Origin of the sequence: Acinetobacter sp. SwsAc2, from assembly GCF_013391465.1 — a bacterium.
In the GTDB taxonomy this organism is placed as follows: Bacteria; Pseudomonadota; Gammaproteobacteria; order Pseudomonadales; family Moraxellaceae; genus Acinetobacter; species Acinetobacter johnsonii.
Map to the genome: position 1 here is coordinate 1 of NZ_JACBEZ010000047.1, position 20,863 is coordinate 20,863.

The 20,863-nt window shown below is 40.6% G+C and carries 17 protein-coding genes and 2 pseudogenes; 8 read left to right on the forward strand and 11 right to left on the reverse strand.

What is annotated here, in order from left to right; all coding sequences use genetic code 11:
• Window positions 1-83 precede the first annotated feature (83 nt).
• From HYI04_RS15415 to HYI04_RS15425, 3 genes and pseudogenes are all read right to left on the reverse strand, one after another.
• Window positions 84-314: pseudogene (locus HYI04_RS15415) on the reverse strand (aminotransferase); the annotation flags it as partial.
• Window positions 315-398: 84 nt separating this feature from the next.
• Window positions 399-881: a CinA family protein gene (locus HYI04_RS15420; protein ID WP_010326594.1), complete on the reverse strand. Its 483-nt coding sequence runs from the start codon at window positions 879-881 to the stop codon at window positions 399-401.
• A 44-nt stretch (window positions 882-925) separates the two neighbouring features.
• Complete coding sequence (locus tag HYI04_RS15425) at window positions 926-1,576, reverse strand: hypothetical protein (RefSeq protein WP_029575009.1); 651 nt, start codon at window positions 1,574-1,576, stop codon at window positions 926-928.
• Between the two features lie 101 nt (window positions 1,577-1,677).
• Here HYI04_RS15425 and ispF point away from each other — a divergent pair, with 101 nt between their 5' ends.
• Entirely contained in the window at window positions 1,678-2,166 is a 489-nt protein-coding gene (gene ispF / locus HYI04_RS15430; protein ID WP_010326596.1) for a 2-C-methyl-D-erythritol 2,4-cyclodiphosphate synthase, read from the forward strand.
• Here the strand turns inward: ispF and HYI04_RS15435 are convergent.
• The 6 genes from HYI04_RS15435 to HYI04_RS15460 form a co-directional block, all read right to left on the reverse strand.
• Complete coding sequence (locus HYI04_RS15435; protein ID WP_010326597.1) at window positions 2,154-2,678, reverse strand: protein tyrosine phosphatase family protein; 525 nt, start codon at window positions 2,676-2,678, stop codon at window positions 2,154-2,156. The two genes, ispF and HYI04_RS15435, sit on opposite strands and share 13 nt — an antisense overlap.
• A 56-nt stretch (window positions 2,679-2,734) precedes the next feature.
• Window positions 2,735-3,826 carry a 3-deoxy-7-phosphoheptulonate synthase gene (locus tag HYI04_RS15440; protein ID WP_010326598.1) on the reverse strand — a complete coding sequence of 364 codons (1,092 nt, stop codon included), beginning with the start codon at window positions 3,824-3,826 and terminating at the stop codon, window positions 2,735-2,737.
• A gap of 139 nt (window positions 3,827-3,965) precedes the next feature.
• Window positions 3,966-4,862, reverse strand: a complete 897-nt coding sequence (locus HYI04_RS15445) for a sulfite exporter TauE/SafE family protein (RefSeq protein WP_010326599.1) — start codon at window positions 4,860-4,862, stop codon at window positions 3,966-3,968.
• A 103-nt stretch (window positions 4,863-4,965) separates the two neighbouring features.
• Window positions 4,966-5,562, reverse strand: a complete 597-nt coding sequence (locus HYI04_RS15450) for a hypothetical protein (RefSeq protein ID WP_029575011.1) — start codon at window positions 5,560-5,562, stop codon at window positions 4,966-4,968.
• A 195-nt stretch (window positions 5,563-5,757) separates the two neighbouring features.
• Entirely contained in the window at window positions 5,758-6,054 is a 297-nt protein-coding gene (locus HYI04_RS15455) for a hypothetical protein (RefSeq protein ID WP_010326602.1), read from the reverse strand.
• A complete protein-coding gene (locus HYI04_RS15460) occupies window positions 6,051-7,610 on the reverse strand; it encodes a PepSY domain-containing protein (protein ID WP_010326603.1) in 1,560 nt (519 codons plus the stop codon). Before HYI04_RS15460 ends, HYI04_RS15455 begins: the two co-directional genes overlap by 4 nt.
• A gap of 675 nt (window positions 7,611-8,285) precedes the next feature.
• Here HYI04_RS15460 and lpxB point away from each other — a divergent pair.
• A complete protein-coding gene (gene lpxB, locus HYI04_RS15465) occupies window positions 8,286-9,458 on the forward strand; it encodes a lipid-A-disaccharide synthase (protein WP_010326605.1) in 1,173 nt (390 codons plus the stop codon).
• Between the two features lie 69 nt (window positions 9,459-9,527).
• On the opposite strand, the gene HYI04_RS15470 is transcribed toward lpxB, so the two are convergent.
• On the reverse strand, window positions 9,528-11,732 hold the full coding sequence (locus tag HYI04_RS15470) for an OsmC domain/YcaO domain-containing protein (protein ID WP_010326606.1): 2,205 nt from the start codon (window positions 11,730-11,732) through the stop codon (window positions 9,528-9,530).
• A 282-nt stretch (window positions 11,733-12,014) separates the two neighbouring features.
• Window positions 12,015-12,947, reverse strand: a complete 933-nt coding sequence (locus HYI04_RS15475; RefSeq protein WP_010326607.1) for an AraC family transcriptional regulator — start codon at window positions 12,945-12,947, stop codon at window positions 12,015-12,017.
• A gap of 169 nt (window positions 12,948-13,116) precedes the next feature.
• Between HYI04_RS15475 and HYI04_RS15480 the strand changes: the two genes are divergently transcribed.
• From HYI04_RS15480 to HYI04_RS15505, 6 genes and pseudogenes are all read left to right on the forward strand, one after another.
• Window positions 13,117-14,313, forward strand: a complete 1,197-nt coding sequence (locus tag HYI04_RS15480) for an alkane 1-monooxygenase (protein WP_010326608.1) — start codon at window positions 13,117-13,119, stop codon at window positions 14,311-14,313.
• Between the two features lie 167 nt (window positions 14,314-14,480).
• Window positions 14,481-14,948 carry a Cys-tRNA(Pro) deacylase gene (gene ybaK / locus HYI04_RS15485; protein WP_010326609.1) on the forward strand — a complete coding sequence of 156 codons (468 nt, stop codon included), beginning with the start codon at window positions 14,481-14,483 and terminating at the stop codon, window positions 14,946-14,948.
• 418 nt (window positions 14,949-15,366) lie between these two features.
• Complete coding sequence (locus HYI04_RS15490; protein ID WP_010326610.1) at window positions 15,367-17,151, forward strand: IucA/IucC family siderophore biosynthesis protein; 1,785 nt, start codon at window positions 15,367-15,369, stop codon at window positions 17,149-17,151.
• Complete coding sequence (locus HYI04_RS15495; protein ID WP_010326611.1) at window positions 17,144-18,595, forward strand: lysine N(6)-hydroxylase/L-ornithine N(5)-oxygenase family protein; 1,452 nt, start codon at window positions 17,144-17,146, stop codon at window positions 18,593-18,595. The genes HYI04_RS15490 and HYI04_RS15495 overlap by 8 nt, the downstream gene beginning before the upstream one ends.
• Entirely contained in the window at window positions 18,592-20,427 is a 1,836-nt protein-coding gene (locus tag HYI04_RS15500; RefSeq protein WP_010326612.1) for an IucA/IucC family siderophore biosynthesis protein, read from the forward strand. The genes HYI04_RS15495 and HYI04_RS15500 overlap by 4 nt, the downstream gene beginning before the upstream one ends.
• A 27-nt stretch (window positions 20,428-20,454) precedes the next feature.
• A pseudogene (locus HYI04_RS15505) lies at window positions 20,455-20,742 on the forward strand (GNAT family N-acetyltransferase); the annotation flags it as partial.
• Window positions 20,743-20,863 lie beyond the last annotated feature (121 nt).

The following is a 20,863-nucleotide window of genomic DNA, read 5'->3' on the forward strand; positions in this document are numbered from 1 at the left end:
TCGATTTATTAATGCACTGTTATAAGAAGACCAATTGGTTGTACGATAGATTTTAGGTGTGGGCTTATTCATTTGAGAATTATATTGTGGAATAAGCCTTTAGAGATAGGTTTGTGCAACAAAGCCCTGTTAAGTTGATAATAATACAATTGTGGCAAACGACCACGACCATCTAAATAATGTCGCATCACATAAATTTTTTGATCAGCTTGGTCGAGTCCTAAAACTTCAATATTTTGTGGTCCACCTACAGTTGCAAAACTGTGGCTTGAAAAAAATAAGGTGCTGAAAACTAGCGGATGGATTATTTTCATCATCACAAGGCGCTTCACATTTTTATTGATTATGGTTCAGTTTAAGGGTTCAAAATGTAGAAAAATCAAATTTAGTGTAAAGATTTAAGCATTTTGAACACGTTCAATGACCATTTGAGCGACATTTTTCGTAAGTTGATCAAGTCGCTCGAGTGCACTGCCTAGCAGTAAATAATGGTAAGTACTTAAACTGTTTTGATAATGAATGGCAATATAAAAGGTGCCTTCTGGTTTTTCAGGCGTCGCACTTCCACCAGGTTTGAGCAACCCTGTACAGGAGACAATAATATCGGCATGACGAAATAGTCGATGCCCGTGAAGTGCCATAGCTTCAGTGACTTCAATCGACTCCGCTGTATATTGCTGAATAAGTGCAGCGTCAATCTTTAAAATTTCACATTTGATACTGGGGTCATAACTCACCAGTCCACCCAACAAAATGTCAGCTCCGCTATGTTTATAAATCGAAAATTGACTGGATAGATAACCTGAACTGGCACTTTCGATAAAAGCAATGGTCAATTTTTTTTGTTCTAGGAGGTTGCAGCATTGCTTGAGTACTTGCACCACTTTAGCCTCCCGATGTCCATTATTTTGATTTGTTTAACAGCTTAGTCATAAACACGGTACACACCAACAAAACGATTACATGCTTTACTTTCACTTTTTACAGAAAGAATGGCTTTTTGAAAGTTGAACTGGTAGTGACAGTTGTTTTCATTGTCCGTGATGTTTTGCTTTTGATCGGGTGTGGTATAGGCCAAAAATGAAATGGTTTGGGTTTCTATGCGGTTATTGGGACTACGATATGCAACACCTTCGATCTTAATTTTATCTTTAGACAGCTGATGCACTTGTAGGTGCACAGGTTGTTTGGCAATGGCCCCATGTTCAAACTTTAAATAGTGTTGCGTCAAACTTTGATTTAATGATGTGTAGAAGTTCAGATCATCAATTCGGAAGTCCATTTGCTGCTGATAGCATGCTAAGGATTTACATTGCTGTAGGCGGTTTAGCCATAGCTGATGGGTATCGACCAATAAACGCTGCGGCGCATCACTGATTAAAAAAGCAGTCATTGATTGTGTGTCTAATTTTTGTCGAATGTCTTTAAATTGATCGCTACAGATCTTTTTAAGGCTAGACGAGGTCGGATCATCACAGTTAATGACTTGAGCATAACTAAAGCTGGTACAAAGACAACTTAGACACACTAAAATACTAAATTTTTTCATAAGTTTTATGTCGGTTTTCAACAGCATGATCGCTTATACTTTCACTATGTTGCGCTGCTTGTAACTATAGCGAAAGAGAAAGCGTGAATACAAGATTTCAATCATTTATTTCTTAAAGGAAACTGAGCATGGTTGCACATATTCGAATTGGACAGGGACTAGATGTACATGCTTTTGAAGAGGGTGAATTTGTCACACTGGCAGGTATTCAAATTCCACATACACACGGCTTAAAAGCACATTCAGATGGTGATGTGGTTTTGCATGCTTTAACAGATGCATTATTGGGTGCGTTGGCTTTAGGCGATATTGGTCAGCACTTTCCCGATACCGATCCTCGCTTTAAAGGGGCAGACAGTCGAGTATTACTCAACCATGTCTATCAGCTTATTTTAGATCGTGGTTATCAGTTAAATAATGCTGACATTACTGTGGCATGTGAACGTCCGAAGTTGGCACCGCATAATTTAGCGATGCGCCAAAGCATTGCAGACGTTCTTGATGTTGAAATCACACAGATTAGCATCAAAGCAACGACCACGGAAAAACTGGGTTTTACGGGTCGTCAGGAAGGTATTTTATCTACAGCTACAGTGCTGATTTCTCATGCAAAATGATCAGGATTGATCATAGCCAGCTTCAATTCTTGTGTCGCTTTACGACCTTGAAGTTGTAAGGCAACAGCATGCGCCAAACCTGTCCATGTGTCATTCGGTTCCCAAATTTGATGCATGGCTTCATGTGCGGTTGGCATATCGATATTCATATAATATTGACGATATAAATACATCAAACTACTGACGCGATAATTTTCTGAGCAATGGACCCAAATGGTTTGTTCTTGAACCAAATGATCAATCATATCTAAGACCAATAAACATTGATCATCAGACGGTGTATCCCACGAAATAGGCACTTGTATATAGTTCAAACCGAGCTCTAAACAGATTTGATCTTCATTGGCTAAATAGTTATTGCTATTACTGAGCGCAAGATTGATGACCGTGTTTACGCCATACTCTTTAATTTGCTGTAATTGCTCAGCAGTCGGTTGTCCAGAAGTAAACAAATGCTCGTGGATAAATTGAAAGTTAAGTGTTTGGCTTAAGTGTGTTTCAATAGCGTTCATAATTATTTCTTAATCTTAGAATGAAAAACGCCATCCGAAGATGGCGTTTTAAAAACTTAACGGTTCGGTAAAACGTCTTTGAGTGCTTCGTGCATCTCTAGTAATACCTTTTCTGTGGTATCCCAGTCAATACAACCATCGGTTACTGACTTGCCGTATTCAAGATCGCATAGGTTTTCAGGAATTTCCTGACGACCACCTTTAAGGTGACTTTCAACCATAATGCCGATAATAGATTTATTTCCATCAATAATTTGTTCGGTAATATTTTTCAGAACAAGTGGTTGAAGGAACGGGTCTTTGTTCGAGTTTGCATGACTGGTGTCAATCATGATTTTGGTGCTGACTTTCGCTTTAGCCAATGCTGCTTCTGCTTCTGCTACAGAACCAGCATCGTAGTTTGGCTTACCGTTACCACCACGAAGTACCACGTGTGCATACGGGTTACCTGAAGTACGAATAACAGACACTTGGCCTTGGTTGTTTAGACCCAAGAAGTGGTGACCATGTTTCACCGACTGCATGGCATTGGTTGCAACAGTTAAGCCACCATCTGTACCATTTTTGAAACCTACGGGTGAAGAAAGACCAGAAGACATTTCACGGTGCGTTTGGCTTTCAGTCGTACGTGCACCAATCGCTGACCAAGAGATTAAGTCTTGGTAGTACTGTGGTGAGTTTGGATCGAGTGCTTCGGTCGCGCACGGCAAGCCTTTTTCATTTAACTCAACCAAAAGCTTACGACCAATGCGTAAACCTTTTTCAATGTTGAATGAGTCATTCATGTCAGGGTCATTGATTAGACCTTTCCAACCCACAGTGGTACGTGGTTTTTCAAAATAAACACGCATTACGATATAGATTGAGTCTTTAATTTTATCGCTTAAAACTTTTAAACGGTCTGCGTATTCGTGAGCAGCAACTGGGTCATGAATTGAACATGGGCCAATCACCACAAAAATGCGTTTGTCTTTACCATCTAAAATATTGCGAATCGTTTCACGACCGTGAAGTACAGTTTGATATGCAGACTCAGTGAGAGGCAATTCAGTTTTTAATTCCGCTGGGGTAACTAGCGGATGAATGCTTTGTAAATTCACGTCATCGATGTCGTTTTGGGTAATAGAGTTTGACTGTAGAGTATTCATTGCCGTCACTGGTTCGATCGTATTAAGTTGCTTTATAAGCTGAATATAACACGGTTTAGCTGATAAAAGGTTATAAAAAAGTCGAATGAATCTTTGAAAAAAAAGTGATGAATCTTAGGTTTATTTTAAATCAGAATGCCTACACTGAGGCATTCTTAACTGTTGAAATTTGAATGACTTGAACAGTTTCGGCTGGCTTCACTGGTTTGGCTTTGATCGGATTCAACATGAAGTTCACACCCAGCGCGAACAGGGTAATACCCAACACTTTACGGATGATTTTTTCAGGAAGACGTGAACTAATCAGTGTTCCAATAATAATTGCTGGAATAGACCCTACCAATAACCACATAAGGAGGTGGAAGTCGACGTTGCCTGAAGTCATGTGACCCATACCTGCAACGAAAGTAAGTAACACCGCATGCACAACGTCAGAACCAATAATACGAATCATTGGTAGATTTGGGAACATAATGACCAAAGCCATGATTCCGAAAGCACCTGCACCAACTGATGACAGTGTCACGAAGACCCCAAGAACCACACCCATCATCACAATGTACTTACGTTTATTGCTGGTTTGAAGCTGAACTTTTTCTAAGTCTTCGGTCATGTCTGGGAGCTCATCTTTACGTAATTTGTTGAAAAATTTTTCAATTTGATTACGGAAGACAATTGATAAACCTGTAATGGTCAACATGAAGCCTAAAACCATAGTGAGCACGGCTTTGTAGTGGGTAGATTGGCTCAAATAGTTGTCGAGTACCCAGTGCGTTGCAAAGGAAGCTGGAATACTGCCAATTGCAAGCCAAAGCACAATTGGCCACACAATATTTAGTTTTTTTGCATGTACAAATGAACCACAGAATTTTGAAATTGCGGCATAGAGCAAGTCTGTACCAATGGCAATGTGAGGTTCAATTCTGAAAAGGCTAATGAGGATCGGTGTCATTAATGAACCACCACCTACACCAGTAATTCCCACACAAAAACCGACTAAAACACCTGCGAGAATAAATTCGAGTGGACCAAACATTGTTATATGCCAAAATATCAAAAAACGTGCATATCTTATGACGTTTTCATATAAGTCGTTGTCTTGATTGTTGATTTACTTATTCTAAAAAGAGATATAGGAGTTATTGTTTGAGCTGTATCCGTGCTTTTATTTTTAAGCCTACAATTGTCAGCAACCACCATAGATTGAAACCTATGAGTGTTCGTAAAATATAAAGAGGGGCTAGCTGATGCTTTTTCCATTGCTCAAAATCCGCTGCGGTCGAGCTATCTGTCATATCTAAGTGTTGCTGACGTGGATCAGCTAATGTGATCTGATGAATAAATGCCTCCTTTTTTGCATTTTTTAGGTTCCAAAAAATATGCTCAAAATAGTAAACCTCGACCTGCTTTGCCGTAAATTGGTGACGATGTGATGACTGGTCACATAGTGTTTGAACAGGTTCTCCCATCAATGCGCAGTTTGCGATCCATAAATGATGCTGTTGTTTAAATTTCAACGTGCTGATTCGTCCTTTACTGATTTCAACGGTGATTTCATCAAAGGTTTTACTCTGAATCTGAGTGGGGATCCAGCTGCTTGGGAAACAAATAAATACAAGCAAATTGAAAATGAGGGAAATAAAAAGTGTCCAGCCAAAATGATGCTTCGACCAACTGCAGAGCTGTTGAAAGGGTATGATGATTTCTTGTTGTGACCAATCTAAAGCTGAACGCAATGTTTGCCCCGTGAAAATATCTATAAAAGTGCTTATTATTTAGCGTGTTATAACTAAAAATCACGGTGCTTCAACTTAAATGATTTTGATTAGTCTCTAAAATTCTGTTGCAATTGTTCTGGCTCATATATTTACATACCTTTTTATTTGGCTCATGATCGAAATAAAAAAGTGTGTGAGTTGTAGAGTAAATACTTACTTAGATTGAGCTGTTTTTTTGGGTTTTAAGTCATTGATGCTTAAAATCAGTATAAAAAGTATCGGGGTTGCAAATACAAATAAACTGACACTCCCCACACCGCGACCCGTGAATTGAATCAATAAAATTAATGTCGCGGCCAGTACACCAAAAGCCAGATATCGGCAGATTTGATAATGTTCTGCACACTTGGCCCAACGTGACTTTTGAGTTTTAGGGCGCTGCTTATCGCTCACCAGAAATAATACATAGCACGCGAAAGTGATGAGAAGTCCTGCAATCAGGTAGATCATGAATTGGACTCCTGAACCGCAGTATTGGCATATTTTTTCTGAATTTTTTGTACAGCTTTTTGTTGAATGGGCTGGATTTTTTGATGTAAGAAAATAGTCAATATCGCAAGGATGAAGATCATAAGATCAACTCGCAAGAATAACCAATATTCATTCAAGTTATGCACATATTGGTGGCTGATTAAATAGTAAAGATTGAAAATAGGCAAAGATACAGCCAGTAAAATGAAGACTTTCAGTTGAGTTTTCCAAAGGTGTTGCTGTGGAGTGAGCAATGCAATGACTAAGCTGAGTAACCAAGTGCCGAAAAATGCGTAGATTTCGTAGTTGGGTTGACCTGCTTCTAACTGAAGTAAACGATTTGCACAAAGATAACTGAGCATTGCAATCGGCAAGCCAATGATGGCAGCCGTATTTAAGCGGTTAACCGCATAATGTCCAAAGTGGAAACTTTGTTTCTTATTTTGTAACTGACGTTTTAAGCTCCAGAGTAAAAGTCCAGACGCAATCATGGCACAGCCTAAAAGCCCTGAGAAGAATAACGCAAAGCGTAATAAGGGCTGCGCAAAGTGTGCCATGTGTAAACCATAGACTCCATTATTGAGCGTGGCAATTGCGCTATTGTTCCGAGTGTCACCGAGCAGGGCACCAGATTCGCCGTTAAAGCTGAGTTGGGCTTGGTTTCGCATGATGCTTCGGTCAGTTGACTCAACCAAGTTCACCTGAGCGATATTGGCGTTGGGATGTTTGACCGTAATATTGTCAATCTCTGTTTTCCCCCAACGCTGCTCAGATTGTTGTATGAAGTACTCAATCGGTCGCATCGTAGCAGGTGTCGGTTTAGCCTCAGAGCTGATGCTAATATTTCTAATTTCATCAAAATATTGGAACGGTTGCTCTGGATAAAGTTTCTTCATGCCATTGGGAAGAATGAGATAAAAGAAAATGGCTAAACCAGTGAATGTAATGGTCAGGAAAAAAGGCAAAGCAATAACAGAGGTGACATTGTGAAAGTCTAGATACGAGCGTTGACCCTTGAAGGCTCTTAGGGTAAAAAATTCGGTGAATATCTTTTTGTGTGTGATGATGCCTGAAATGAGGATGATCAACATTAAGAAGGCCGCAATAGTGACCAAAAGCCTACCGATAAAATAGGGCACACCATACAGCTGATAGTGAAAGCCATAGAAAAACTCACCGCCTTGAGTTGCAGATAAGGTGACTTCTTCACCCGTGTTCGCATCCAAAGTCTTATTTTCGTAGCCACCATCGGCCTTTTGCCAGTAGATTTTATTAACAGGTGAACTCGGACTAGCTACGCCGATATACCAACTTTGCGCATCTGCAGCATTTTTTTGTAAGTATTGATATGCCGAATTCATCGCAGTGTCTTGTTTGACCTGCATGGTGGCAAATTGAGGTTGCATCCATAAATTTATTTCATGACGGTAATAGGTCGCAGCACCTGTTAAAAAAATGGCAAATAATAACCATCCCAGTGTTAGTCCAAGCCAAGAGTGTAGCCATGCCATTGATTGGCGAACAGATTTTTGCATGGTTTAACCTACGAACTTCAGCAATACAAAAAAGCAAAGGGAAAGCGAAATGGTTGAAGCGCTTAACTTTTTCAGGGATTGAGCACAAAAGCTTACAATGACAAAAGTGGTAAAGAAAATAAGAGATAGAAAAGCCGCCAAATAAATGGATTCTGCTTTAGCGAAGTGAAGGTGAAAACTAAGGGTAAGCAGTTCTGATAACATGGATGTACATAAATAGCCTAAGCCAAATGCGATCAAAAACCGAAACATAACGGTTATAGGGTAATTAAGCTGACTTAGGGGCATAAAGATCACATGAATGAAGTCATAAAGGGGCTTAACGTTGTACTCATTAAGCATCGAACCTAAATTTAATATTTAAGCAAAGCTATCTCTATCACGAGTTAAGCAGTCTACATACTAAAATAGTGAGATTGAGCAGTGTAACTTGAGGAACAAAGCATAGATAGAATTAACGATAATGATTCTCAGTAATTCTATGTTCTAATAGGTATCCTGTGCAATATTTAAATGATCGAAAATTTAAATTAACTCGCCTTTTTTCGTACTTTTTATATGAGTCAAATAGGTCACTCATTTTATATCTGCAGCATAAATAGAAAGACTCGACCAATACCCATCCCAAAAGACGCTATGTTATGATGCATGGGTTGAAAAATAAGGAATAATGCTTTGCAAAATCGGAAACTTAAAATTGGAATCGTAGTGGGTGAAGTATCGGGTGATACTTTAGGTGCTAAACTTATTCGCAGTTTTCGTGAGCAAGGAATTGATGCAGAATTTGAGGGTATTGGTGGCCCGCAAATGATTGCAGAGGGTTTCAAGAGCTTTTATCCGATGGATATCTTGTCGGTCATGGGGCTGGTTGAGGTTCTTAAAGACATTAAAAAGCTTTTTGCTGTACGTGATGGGCTGGTAGAGAAATGGACAGCCCATCCTGTCGATGTGTTTATTGGGATTGATGCGCCAGACTTTAATCTGCGCCTTTCAAAAAGTTTAAAACAAAAACAACTGCCCATAAAAACCGTGCAGTATGTTAGTCCTTCCGTTTGGGCATGGCGTCAGGGACGGGTTCATGGCATCAAAGCCTCAATTGATTTGGTATTGTGTTTATTTCCGTTTGAAAAAGCATTTTATAAAAAATGGGATGTTCCTGCTGCGTTTGTAGGACACCCCTTGGCGAGCCAATTGCCTTTGGAAAACCCAATTTTACAAGCCAAAGAAGAACTGGGTTTAGATCTGACCCAAAGGCATATTGCCTTATTGCCGGGAAGTCGACGTGGTGAAATTGAAAAGCTCGGTCCACTGGTTTTAGATGCTGCAAAATTGCTCTACGCCAAATATCCAAACTATCGCTTTGTGATACCAGCAATCAATGATGCACGTAAGCAACAAATCGAAGCTTTGCTTACTCAGTATCCAAAAGCATTGGTCGATCAAATAGACTTGCTTGAAAACTCAGGCACCGAGTCGAAGATTGGGCGTCAAGTTATGAACGCCGCTAATATTGTAGCTTTGGCTTCAGGTACAGCAACTTTGGAAGCTATGCTGTTACACCGACCAATGGTAACCTTCTATAAGTTGAACTGGCTCACTTATCATGTGGTGAAATTCTTGATCAAGATTCAATATTATTCATTGCCGAATATTATTGCGGGCAAGAAAGTGATACAAGAATTAATTCAAAAAGATGCAACACCTGAGAAATTGGCGGCTGAAATTGAAAAATTAATGAATATAGAAACAGCACAGATTCAGGCTATGCAGCACATTACCATGCATAAACAGTTACTTGCAGGTAATAGTGAAAATCCTGTTGAGGCGATTTTAAATATTTTAGATTAATTCTCTTTAAGACATCGTGATAGTGCAGTGAGAAACAACCCAAACGTATTTGGGTTGTTTCTTTTTATTTTAAGGTTTTAATCCAACGGCTTTAGCACGAGCAGCGTGTAACTTTTTATAACTGTCGATTAAACGTAAGTGACGGTCCAAACCTTCAAGTTTCATACTGGTTTCTGTTAAACCATAGAAACGAATACGACCTTCAACTGTGCCTATTACCGCATCCATACGTTCATCACCGAACATACGGCGGAAGTTTGCTTCATACTCTTCCAGTTCCATGTCGTCATCTAACATTACTTCGAGTACGACATTCATGCATTGGTAGAACAGACCACGTTCAACGGTATTGGTGTTGTATTGTAAGAATGCTTCAACCAAATCTTTCGCTTCTTCAAACTGCTCTAATGCAAGATAGATGAGTAGTTTGAGTTCAAGCAAAGTCAATTGACCCCATTCGGTATTGTCATCAAACTCAACCCCGATCAAAGTCTTGATTTCAGTATAGTCGTCTAGCTCACATTCTTCTAAACGTTCAACCAGCGCTTCAAGCTGTTCGTCGCCTAAACGATGTAAGTTGAGGATGTCTTCACGGTAAAGTAGCGCTTTGTTGGTGTTATCCCAAACCAAGTCTTCAACCAAGTAAATTTCTGAGTAACCCGGTACCAAGATACGACACGCCGTTGCGCCTAAATGTTGGTAAATGGCCATATAGACTTCTTTGCCCATATTTTCCAAAATACCGAACAGTGCATCAGCTTCATCAGCATTTGAGTTTTGGCCTTGATTGGTAAAGTCCCACTCGACAAAGTCATAGTCTGATTTGGCACTAAAGAAGCGCCATGACACCACACCACTTGAGTCAATGAAGTGCTCAACAAAGTTATTGGGTTCAGTGACCGCATTTGAGCTAAATGTTGGGCGAGGTAAGTCGTTCAGACCTTCAAAGCTACGGCCTTGAAGTAGCTCAGTTAAGCTGCGCTCAAGCGCAACTTCAAAGCTTGGGTGTGCGCCGAAAGAGGCGAATACACCACCTGTACGCGGGTTCATTAACGTCACACACATTACAGGGTATTGACCACCTAGAGAGGCATCTTTCACCAATACAGGGAAACCTTGCTCTTCTAAACCTTGGATGCCCGCTAAAATGCTAGGATATTTCGCTAAAACCTCTTGTGGTACATCTGGCAGGGTCAGTTCACCTTCCAAAATTTCACGTTTTACGGCACGCTCAAAAATTTCAGATAAACACTGTACTTGTGCTTCAGCTGAGGTGTTTCCTGCACTCATGCCGTTACTAAGGTACAAGTTTTCAATCAAGTTTGATGGGAAGTAAACCACTTCCGCATCAGACTGGCGAACAAAAGGTAAAGAGCAAATACCACGCTCAGCTTTCCCTGAGTTTGTGTCGTATAAATGCGTACCTAACAGTTCTTCTTCAGGGTCATAAATTTCAAGGGTGTACTCATCCAGTACACCTTCAGGCATTTCACCATTTGGACCTGGCATGAACCATTTTTCATCTGGATAATGCACAAATTCGGCATTGGCAATGTCTTCACCCCAGAACTGGTCGTTATAGAAGAAGTTACAGTTCAGACGTTCAATGAACTCACCCAGCGCAGAAGCTAATGCACTTTCTTTGCTTGAGCCTTTACCGTTGGTAAAACACATTGGCGACTGAGCATCACGAATATGTAAAGACCACACATTTGGCACAATATTACGCCAAGAAGCGATTTCAATTTTCATGCCCAGACCAGCCAAAATACCTGACATATTGGCAATGGTTTCTTCTAAAGGCAGGTCTTTACCTGCAATGATGGTGCTGCTTTCAGAAGCAAGGCTTGGAATAAGCAGGGCTTGTGCATCGGCATCAATGCTTTCTACTTCTTCAATAATAAACTCAGGGCCTGTTTGGATTACTTTCTTAACCGTACAACGGTCGATAGAGCGTAAAATGCCTTGGCGATCTTTTTCTGAAATGTCCGCTGGGAGCTCAACTTGAATTTTGAAGATTTGTTTATAGCGGTTTTCAGGGTCAACAATGTTGTTTTGTGACAAACGAATGTTGTCAGTTGGAATGTCACGTGCCAAACAATACACTTTGACAAAGTAAGCCGCGCAAAGCGCAGAAGATGCTAAAAAATAGTCAAATGGACCGGGTGCAGAGCCATCACCTTTGTAGCGAATCGGTTGATCGGCAATGACTGTAAAATCATCGAACTTCGCTTCTTGGCGAAGATTATCGAGATAATTAACCTTGATTTCCATGCTGGCACCTAAATTTTCTTATATGTCAGCATGGACATATAAGAGATAAAATATTGAAAAATAAGCCGAATCACGGATGAAAACTGGACTTAAAAAAGTGTGGCTAGAGCGAAAAAGAACAAACAAGCAGTGGTTTGAAGCCATCTCTAGCAAGGATGCGGGATATTATAGTGTGATTTTCACAAGATGCTAATCTTTGTCTGCAAGTTCAAGGTATTTATCTCGACGTACAAAAACATAAGCTGAGAGAAGATTACTATTAAACCATTAAGGACGGGCACGTTAAGTTGGGTTTGGATTATTTCTATATTGACTTGGGCTCATTTGGTACTGTCGTTTAAAGCTTTGGCTAAAAGCCGTTTCTGAGTTATAACCTACCCTATGTGCTATTTGCTGAATGGTTCCTTGTCCATTACGCAGGTATTGGGCGGCTAAACGCAGACGGTGTTGTTGCAAATAAGCCAAAGGGCTTGTGCCTAAAATTTGGCTAAACAATGTGGCAAATTTAGACCGTGACATACAACACTGTTCTGCAAGGGACTCAACAGTCCAAGGCTGTGCAGGTTCCGCATGAATTTTAGCAAGGGCATTGGAGAGTTCAGGATGAGATAAAGCACTCAGCCAATTGTTCGAGTCTTGCAGCGCATCAATATAATCACGCACACATTCAATTAATAAAATACTCACCAAATGATCCAAAATTTTGTCACGGCCTGGGCGTATACGTTGGACTTCTAGAGCGAGAAACTGCAGCCCAATTTGCAACCATTCAGGAACCGTGCTGAGATCTTTGTGTTGAAGGTGAATAAATGCGGGTAAGGCCTGTACTAAAGGACGCGCCATAATGGGGTCCATATGTGCATGTAAGGCCAAGATCACGGTTTTTTGTTGTGTCGCATCACTACCAAAAGAGACTTCTTTGTGTTGGTTTTGGGCAAATAAGTCAGAAATATTGAATACTTCTAACAGTTGGTCGGTAGTTGAGGAGCGACACTCATGACTTGGCCCTGAAGGCAGTAAGATCAAGTCGCCCACTTCAGCAACAATAATTTGTTTAGCATCTAAACAAATAGTGAGTTGTCCTTGAAGTACCGCATAGGCCATCATGGTTGATTGTTCGGTATAGCGAAAAGCCCACTCACCATGAGGTTTAAGGTAGAGGTACTCAGATTGGTTGAGGTGTATATCTTCAAAAATTTTACTTAAAGCATCCATACTTTACGATTTCTAGTCTTTATATCTTAGGCTTAATATTTGATTTAGGGTCAATTTAAGTCATTTCAGGCCAAGGACGATTACGCTGTTTTCTTGGACGTTAGCAACTGTTCTTTATGTCCCATTTCTAGAAATATAAAGGCATAACAAGAAAATTGGAAGAATGGTAATGAATGCATCAGTGAAAATGACGAATGCTAGCGTGGTCGTCAAAAATGCAGCAGGGATCGATAAAAAGCGTTTTGGCTGGTTATTGAGTCCTGGGCTTCCTGTGATTGGCATGGGCATTTTAGCGGGCTATCATTTTGGCCCGAAACCCACTAAGAAAATCTTCGCTTTGGGTGGGCCGCTGTTACTGCATGTCATTATTCCTGCGGTAGATGGTCTGGTCGGTGCAGATGAAAATAATCCTTCGGATGATGAAATTAAGGTCTTGGTAAATGACCCGTACTATGACCGTATAGTGAAATTGTTCATTCCGCTACAAATGGCAGCCAATTTGTTTGCAGGTTATGTGGTGACTCGCCAAAATGTATCGATGCTCGACCAAATATTACTGGGTGTCTCTATGGGGGCAATTAATGGAGTAGCAGTGAATACAGCACATGAGCTGTGCCACCGTCCTAAAAAATCAGATCATTATTGGTCGCATATGACTTTAGCGCCGTTGGTCTACAACCATTTCCGCATTGAGCACCCTTATGGGCATCATAAACGTGCTGCAACACCAGAAGACCCTGCTTCATCGAAAATGGGGGAGACTTTTTATGAGTTTTGGCCGCGTACCGTTTTCGGCGGGTTGAAGTCGGCTGTTGAAATTGAACATAAACGCCTAAAACGAAAAGGTCTGTCTTTCTTCTCCAAAGAAAATGAACTGTTTCATGGATGGGCGATGAGTGCTGGTTTTCATGCAGTCATGTTGAAATTGTTTGGTAAAAAAGTGACGCCATATCTGGTGACACAAGCATTTTATGGCGTGAGTCTGTTTGAAATTATTAATTATATCGAACACTATGGTTTAAAGCGTAGCCAAAAAGAAGATGGCAGCTATGCGCGAACCATGCCAGAACACAGCTGGAATAATAACAACATTGTGACTAACTTATTCTTATACCAGTTACAACGCCATTCAGATCATCATGCCTATCCAACCCGCCCATTTCAGGCCTTAAGACATTTTGATGAAGCCCCTGAGCTACCGAGTGGTTATGCCACGATGTTAATTCCAGCGTTAATTCCAAAGCTGTGGTTTAAAATGATGGATCAACGAGTGTTTGATCATTACGAAGGTGATTTGACCAAAGCCAATATCTTGCCAAAGCGCCGTGCTCAAATCTTCAAAAAATTTGGATTAAGTGCTGACTAAACTGTGATATTTCAGCGATAACAAGCTGCATACATAGTTTACATCGAACTTACAGTCATTGATTGGTTGAGTGCCTGTAAGTTCGATGATCATGATAGGCGTACCGCTAAACTTTCTTTTTGAATAGGCATATAATGCTGAGTATGTAGTGAATATATTGAACAGAAATGACACCTGCAACCAAACTTTTAAAAGCCAATAAAATCGATTTTTCTATTCATGAATATGAACATGATGCCAATGCAAAAAGCTTTGGGCTTGAAGCCGCAGAAAAATTAAATCTACGTGTCGAAGAGGTGTTTAAAACACTGTTAGTGACCGATGAAAAAAACTATTTTGTTGCGATTCTTCCTGTACACCATCAGTTAAACTTGAAAAAAGTTGCACAGGCAGTGGGGGCAAAAAAACTAAAAATGTCCGACCCTAAAGATGCAGAACGACTGACAGGTTATTTGGTCGGTGGGATTAGTCCTGTTGGACAGAAAAAAAGGTTAAAAACCGTGATCGATCAAAGCGCACAACAGTTGGAGAAACTATATGTCAGTGGGGGGAAGCGCGGCTTAGATATCGGTTTAAAACCACAGGATTTAGCAAAAGTACTTTCAGCTACTTTTGCTGATGTACTGGATCAATAAAGAACATTGAAGTCTTCACTTCTTCGTCCCTATTTGATTTAAGCCTTGAGCTCTTTTGAGTATTAATTTGAGCACAAATGAAAGCCCATTCAGTCACCTGAATGGGCTTTTCCTTATGAAATATAGGGAAATTTTATAGTTCGAATCAATTATAAATTCATAAACTATCATTTAAAGCTATGGTGTAATTTCGTATAGGCTTTATTAGAAAAACTGATTAAATGTTTAAAATTATTAAAAAACAATAATATATGTTGGTGTAGTGCGTATATTTCCAAAAGTAAACAAAATTGCAAAGATAAATGATAATAATTACTATTAACATGATTTTTGCAGCGTTGGCCAACGTGAACACCTTTAAGAAACATAATTACATGAAATGAGCTTGGAATAAGCTTTAAAAAGAGGAAATGGTCAGATGAAAGAGCTAGCCAATCGCTTGGCGATGCAGCATCTTGTCAATGCATACTCACAAGAAACAGGCAAGGTAAGCTTGTTTGAGAAGTATCAACAAAATTCAACTCAACTCGCGTTTAGCCAAGGTTTGACGCTGTTATCTTTGCCGCTTAGTTTAATCCAAGCACAGCTTTTTGTTCCGTTGAGCTATGTCAGTCGTGTTGGGCGACATCGTATTGCGGATTTACCGCAAATTTTTCAAAAAGGCCAAAAGCTTAACTTTAGCGCAGCAGCCATGGTCAGTCTGTTACTAGAAGAGTTAGTGCAACAATCTGAAGGCCATGTCGATGCAGCATCGTTGGTTGAACGTTGGATTCAAAGTCGTGACGCATTACAACAGTTTTTAAATATTCGGGCAGAAGATTTTGATGCTCTCGTACAGGCTGAGCAAGGTTTCATAGAGTCTGAACAGGCTTTGGTTTTAGGTCATAGCATGCATCCTGCACCGAAAAGCCGAACAGGTTTTGTCCATGAAGACTGGCAAAAATATTCACCTGAAGCTTGTGGTCAGACCCAGCTGCATTATTGGCTGGTGGCACCTGAAAATATTGCAGAAGGAACAGCGCTTGAGCAGGCTTTTTCAATACAACTTAAACAAGAAATCAAATGGCATTTGTCTGAATCGGAACTTGAAACCTTAGCTGCATATGCACATTACAAACTGCTACCACTGCATCCGTGGCAAGCCCGCTATTTGCAAAGCAAAGTATGGTTTAAAAGTTTAAAGGCTAAACTGAAAATCATCGATTTGGGCGAAAAAGCATGGATATTTTCACCAACCACTTCTGTACGTACTTTGGCGAGTTTTAACGCGCCGTGGATGCTGAAACCTTCGCTTTCAGTGATGATTACCAACTCTATTCGCGTCAACTTAGCAAAAGAATGTCACCGAGGAGAAATGACCCATCGACTTTGGCACAGTGAGTTAGGGCAAAGTATTTTAAAACAATGTCCAACTCTAAAAGCGGTCAATGATCCTGCATGGATTGCTCTTCAGCTAGATGGTGAAATCATCGATGAAACGATTTGTATTGTACGTGACCAGCCGTTTACTCCTGAACAGCAGGTCACGTGTATTGCTTCATTGTGTCAGGATCATCCCTTAGAAGAACGCAATCGTTTTAATGCATTATTTGATCAGATTGCCTTTCAACAAAAGTTGGAGGATAAGGCGAAAATCGCACTTGATTGGTTTAAAGTCTTTTTAAACATTAGTCTGACCCCGTTAATGTATGTTTACCATCGTTATGGTATGGCCTTTGAGTCGCATCAGCAAAATGTCTTGGTTGAGTTAAAAGATGGCTGGCCACAGTGGCTATGGCTACGGGACAATCAAGGCTTTTACTATATAGAAGAACTCGCAGATGAAATTTTACAACAATTTCCAGAACTGCATGATAAAGCCCATGCAGTAGGCTCCAAGACTTTTGTCGATGAACGTTTTAGTTATTATTTCTTTGGCAATACCTTGTTTGGCATCATCAATGCCATCGGTGCAACAGGTTTTGTCAGTGAGCAAGATTTACTGTCTGTTTTACAGCAACACCTCTTTGACCTTTTGAAGCAATACCCAGACAGTAGTTTGATTCAAAGTCTGTTGTATCAACCAACGCTGCCTTATAAGGGTAACTTACTGACCCGTTTATATGAACTGGATGAATTGATTGCACCCGTTGAAAATCAGTCTGTCTATATTCAGTTAGCCAATCCGCTATATATCAAACAAGAGGATGCCCTCTATGCTTGATTTTATTGCGATTGGTCTTGGACCATTTAACTTAAGCCTAGCCAGTTTGTTGCATGAAAAGACAGAATTGCACTATCTGTTTTTTGAAAAAAAAGCGCAGTTTGACTGGCATGCAGGTATGCAACTGCCCAATACGGTCTTGCAAGTCCCATTCATGGCGGATTTGGTGTCGATGGTTGATCCGACCAGTCCGTTGAGTTTTTTGAATTACCTAAAATCACAGCAGCGCTTATATAAGTTCTACTTCCTTGAGCAGCCTCATATTCCGCGCCGTGAATACAACCATTATTGCCAGTGGGTGGCAGATCAACTGGGCCATATACAGTATCAATCGACGGTCAAGGCCATTTATGCCAAGAACGAAGGTTTTGAGGTGGTGGTTGAGCAAGGCGGCCGTTTTATTCGTTACTTGTGTCGAAACTTGGTGATTGGTTCGGGCAGCCAGCCTTATTTGCCTGAATGTCTGCGTAAGTTACAACAACAAGTCCCTGAAAAATGTATTCATTCAGCAGAGTACTTAACCCATAAAAAAGGCAAGCTCAAAGGCAATGTTGTCGTCTTAGGCTCAGGACAGTCTTCGGCTGAAGTCTTTTTAGATTTGTTCGATCAGCAGTATCAACATGATGGTGTACCAGCAGCTGACTTCAAGTTGCATTGGCTGACGCGTTCCAATGGTTTTTTCCCGATGGAATATGCACCATTGGGCTTGGAACATTTTAGTCCGAACTATACCCAACATTTTTATAGACTCTCAGAAACACAAAAAGCAGCGCAGTTGAAAGATCAAGGCTTGCTGTACAAAGGCATTAGTGCCAAAACCATACGTGAGATTTACCAAAAACTTTACCACCGTAGTATTGCCTCTGCTATACAAGCAACACATTTGCATGCACAAATCCAGTTGCTTGATGCTGAGTTAGTGGAAAGTCAGCAGATTCGCTTGAGCCTTGAACATACCGTAACTGAGCAACGTTTTTATATGGATGTTGATTTTGTGGTGGCATCTACAGGTTATTACAGCCCTGAGTTTTCATTTTTTAAATACTTAAAACCCTTGATTTCAACAGATCAAGCGGGGCGGTGGAAAGTGAGCCAAGACTATCGATTGCAGCATACAGCAATGGGTGAAATTTATGTGCAAAACCAAGAAATGCACAGTCATGGCGTAGGCACACCGGATTTAGGCTTAGGCGCTTTTCGTGCTGCGACCATTGCCAATCAACTACTGGGTTATCAGCTCTATGAAATAGGAAGTAATGAACAGACATTTCAACATTTCAGAGCTGAGCAGAACCCCGAAATGTATGTGCAGCATGACACATCCACTACACGAACAGCAGCTTTAGCACCATCGAGTTCTAAATCAAAAAATATTGAGCAGCGCAAAATACAAACAGGGTCACATCCCTCTATGAAGCCTTATACATTCGAGAAAATAATATGAGCTTTGCACAACTTCAAGTGAATCAGAAACAGTGGCGTTTGGCAGGACAGCGCTTAATTGAAATGGCGATTGCTGAATTTTTATATGAAGAAATTATTCAAGTAACCCATTTAAAGGACAATCGTTACCAGCTGACGTTGGATGATCAAACCTATACTTTTAAAGCACAAAACTATTTATTGGGACATTGGCAGATTGAGGAGGGTTCAGTACGTGAGTTGAGCGTGGTTGAAGACTTGCCTGCATGGAATTTACACACTTTCATTCGCGCGTTTTCAAATCAAACCGAAGTTAAGCCTTTTACCAAGGCATATCTCATCAAAGAAATGAACAATACATGGTTAGCTGAGGCGCATTTATTTGATGAACGTCGTTTAAGCAGTGAAGCGGCATTGACGGCATCGCATCATGAAATTGAAGGTATGCTCCGTGGTCATCCGTGGTTGATTATGAGCAAAGGTCGTATGGGTTTTGGTTATGACGACTACTTAAGTGCCGCTCCTGAACTTTCGCCAACGGTCAAAGTGCTGTGGCTCGCGGTGCATCGTGATTTGGCAGAGTTCCGTTCTACCGAGGAGTGGCAAGCGGGGAGACTTTATCAATATGAGTTGGATGCAGAAGAGTTAGAGAGCTTTGAACAACAGTTACATGAAAGAGGCTGCTCTTGTCGTGACTATTTCCTTATTCCAGTACATGCATGGCAGTGGCATCAATGGTTAGTGCCAACTTATGCCAATGAAATCGTGGATCAGCGCATTATTGAATTAGGCGTTGGCCAAGATGACTATGTACCTATGCAGTCGATTCGTACGCTTTGCAATATCAGTCAGCCTGAGCGTCATTATGTCAAATTACCTGTCAGTATCTTCAATACTGCGGTGTATCGTGGGTTGCCGTCTAAACGAAACTTAGCAGCTCCGGCCGTCACAGCTTGGTTAAAGCAGATTCAATCTCAAGATCCAGACTTAAAACAGTCAGGCGTTGCATTCTTAGGTGAAGTGGCAACTTTGACTATTCATCAGCCATGTTTTGATCAGATTGAAGGTGCGCCGTATCAGTTTAAAGAACTGTTTGGATGTTTGTGGCGTGAAAGTGTAGATCCAGTGATTGGAACAGGTGAACAGGCACTTTCTCAAGCGGCTTTATTACATCGAGATATCAATGGCCAGTCAATATTAGCTGTGTTGATTCAGGCGTCGGGTTTGAGTCCATTACAGTGGTTAAAACGCTTTGCCGAAGTATCTGTTACTCCACTCTTAATCTGCTTGTACAAATATGGCTTGGCTTTTTCTCCACATGGGGAAAACACCATGCTCATTCATGCCAATGGCGTACCGCAGAAAATGGTGCTGAAAGACTTTATTGATGATGTCAATTTGGTTGATGAGGACTTTCCAGAATTGGCCAGTTTACCGATCGAAGGACAAATTTTACTGCGTCATCCTGCGCATGAACTCAGCCATTTTATTTTCACTGGGCTGTTTATGGTGCATTACCGTTATATCTGTAATGTATTTCTACAAGACTATCCTGAGCATAGCGAAGTTGAATTTTGGCAAAGCATTTCATCGGTCATTGATGCTTTTCATCAGGCGCATCCAGAGTTGGCAGAACGCATTGAAAAATTTGCCATGTTTAGAGCCGAATTTGAAAAAATTTGTTTAAACCGAGTGCGTCTATTTACCACCAGTTATAACGACGAAGCAGAACGTCCTGTCCCTGTATTTTTAGATCCAATTGCCAATCCTGTCAGCCCTGAAACCTTAAAACGATGGTCAGAGCAGGTATCCAAGTCAACTGACGATACAACGACAAAGCGTATCGCATCATAAAAAACCAAAAAATTAGCAGGCTTCCACATGAAAACACTTTCACAACAACTTCCCAATTTTTACGAATACTATGAGAATGAGACGCAATTTTACTTGCGCCAAGTACAGTATCCGCAGGACTTAGTACTGTTACATAAATGGATGCATGAGCCTCATGTTATTCCACAGTGGCAGCTGAATAAGTCTGAAATTGATCTCGCGGTGTATTTTGAAAAAATGCTGGCCGATGACCATCACCGTTTGTTGATCGTAGGTGTGGATGGACAGGATGTGGGCTATACCGAAATCTATGAAGGCAAGCGTGACCGTCTAGGGCTTGTTGAGAATTAACAAAGGCTACTGATTAATTTATAATAGTACTATGGATAGATACATACTTACTGATGCCCAATGGGCAAAAATGGAACCTTTTTGCCTAGGTAAAGTGACCGATCGA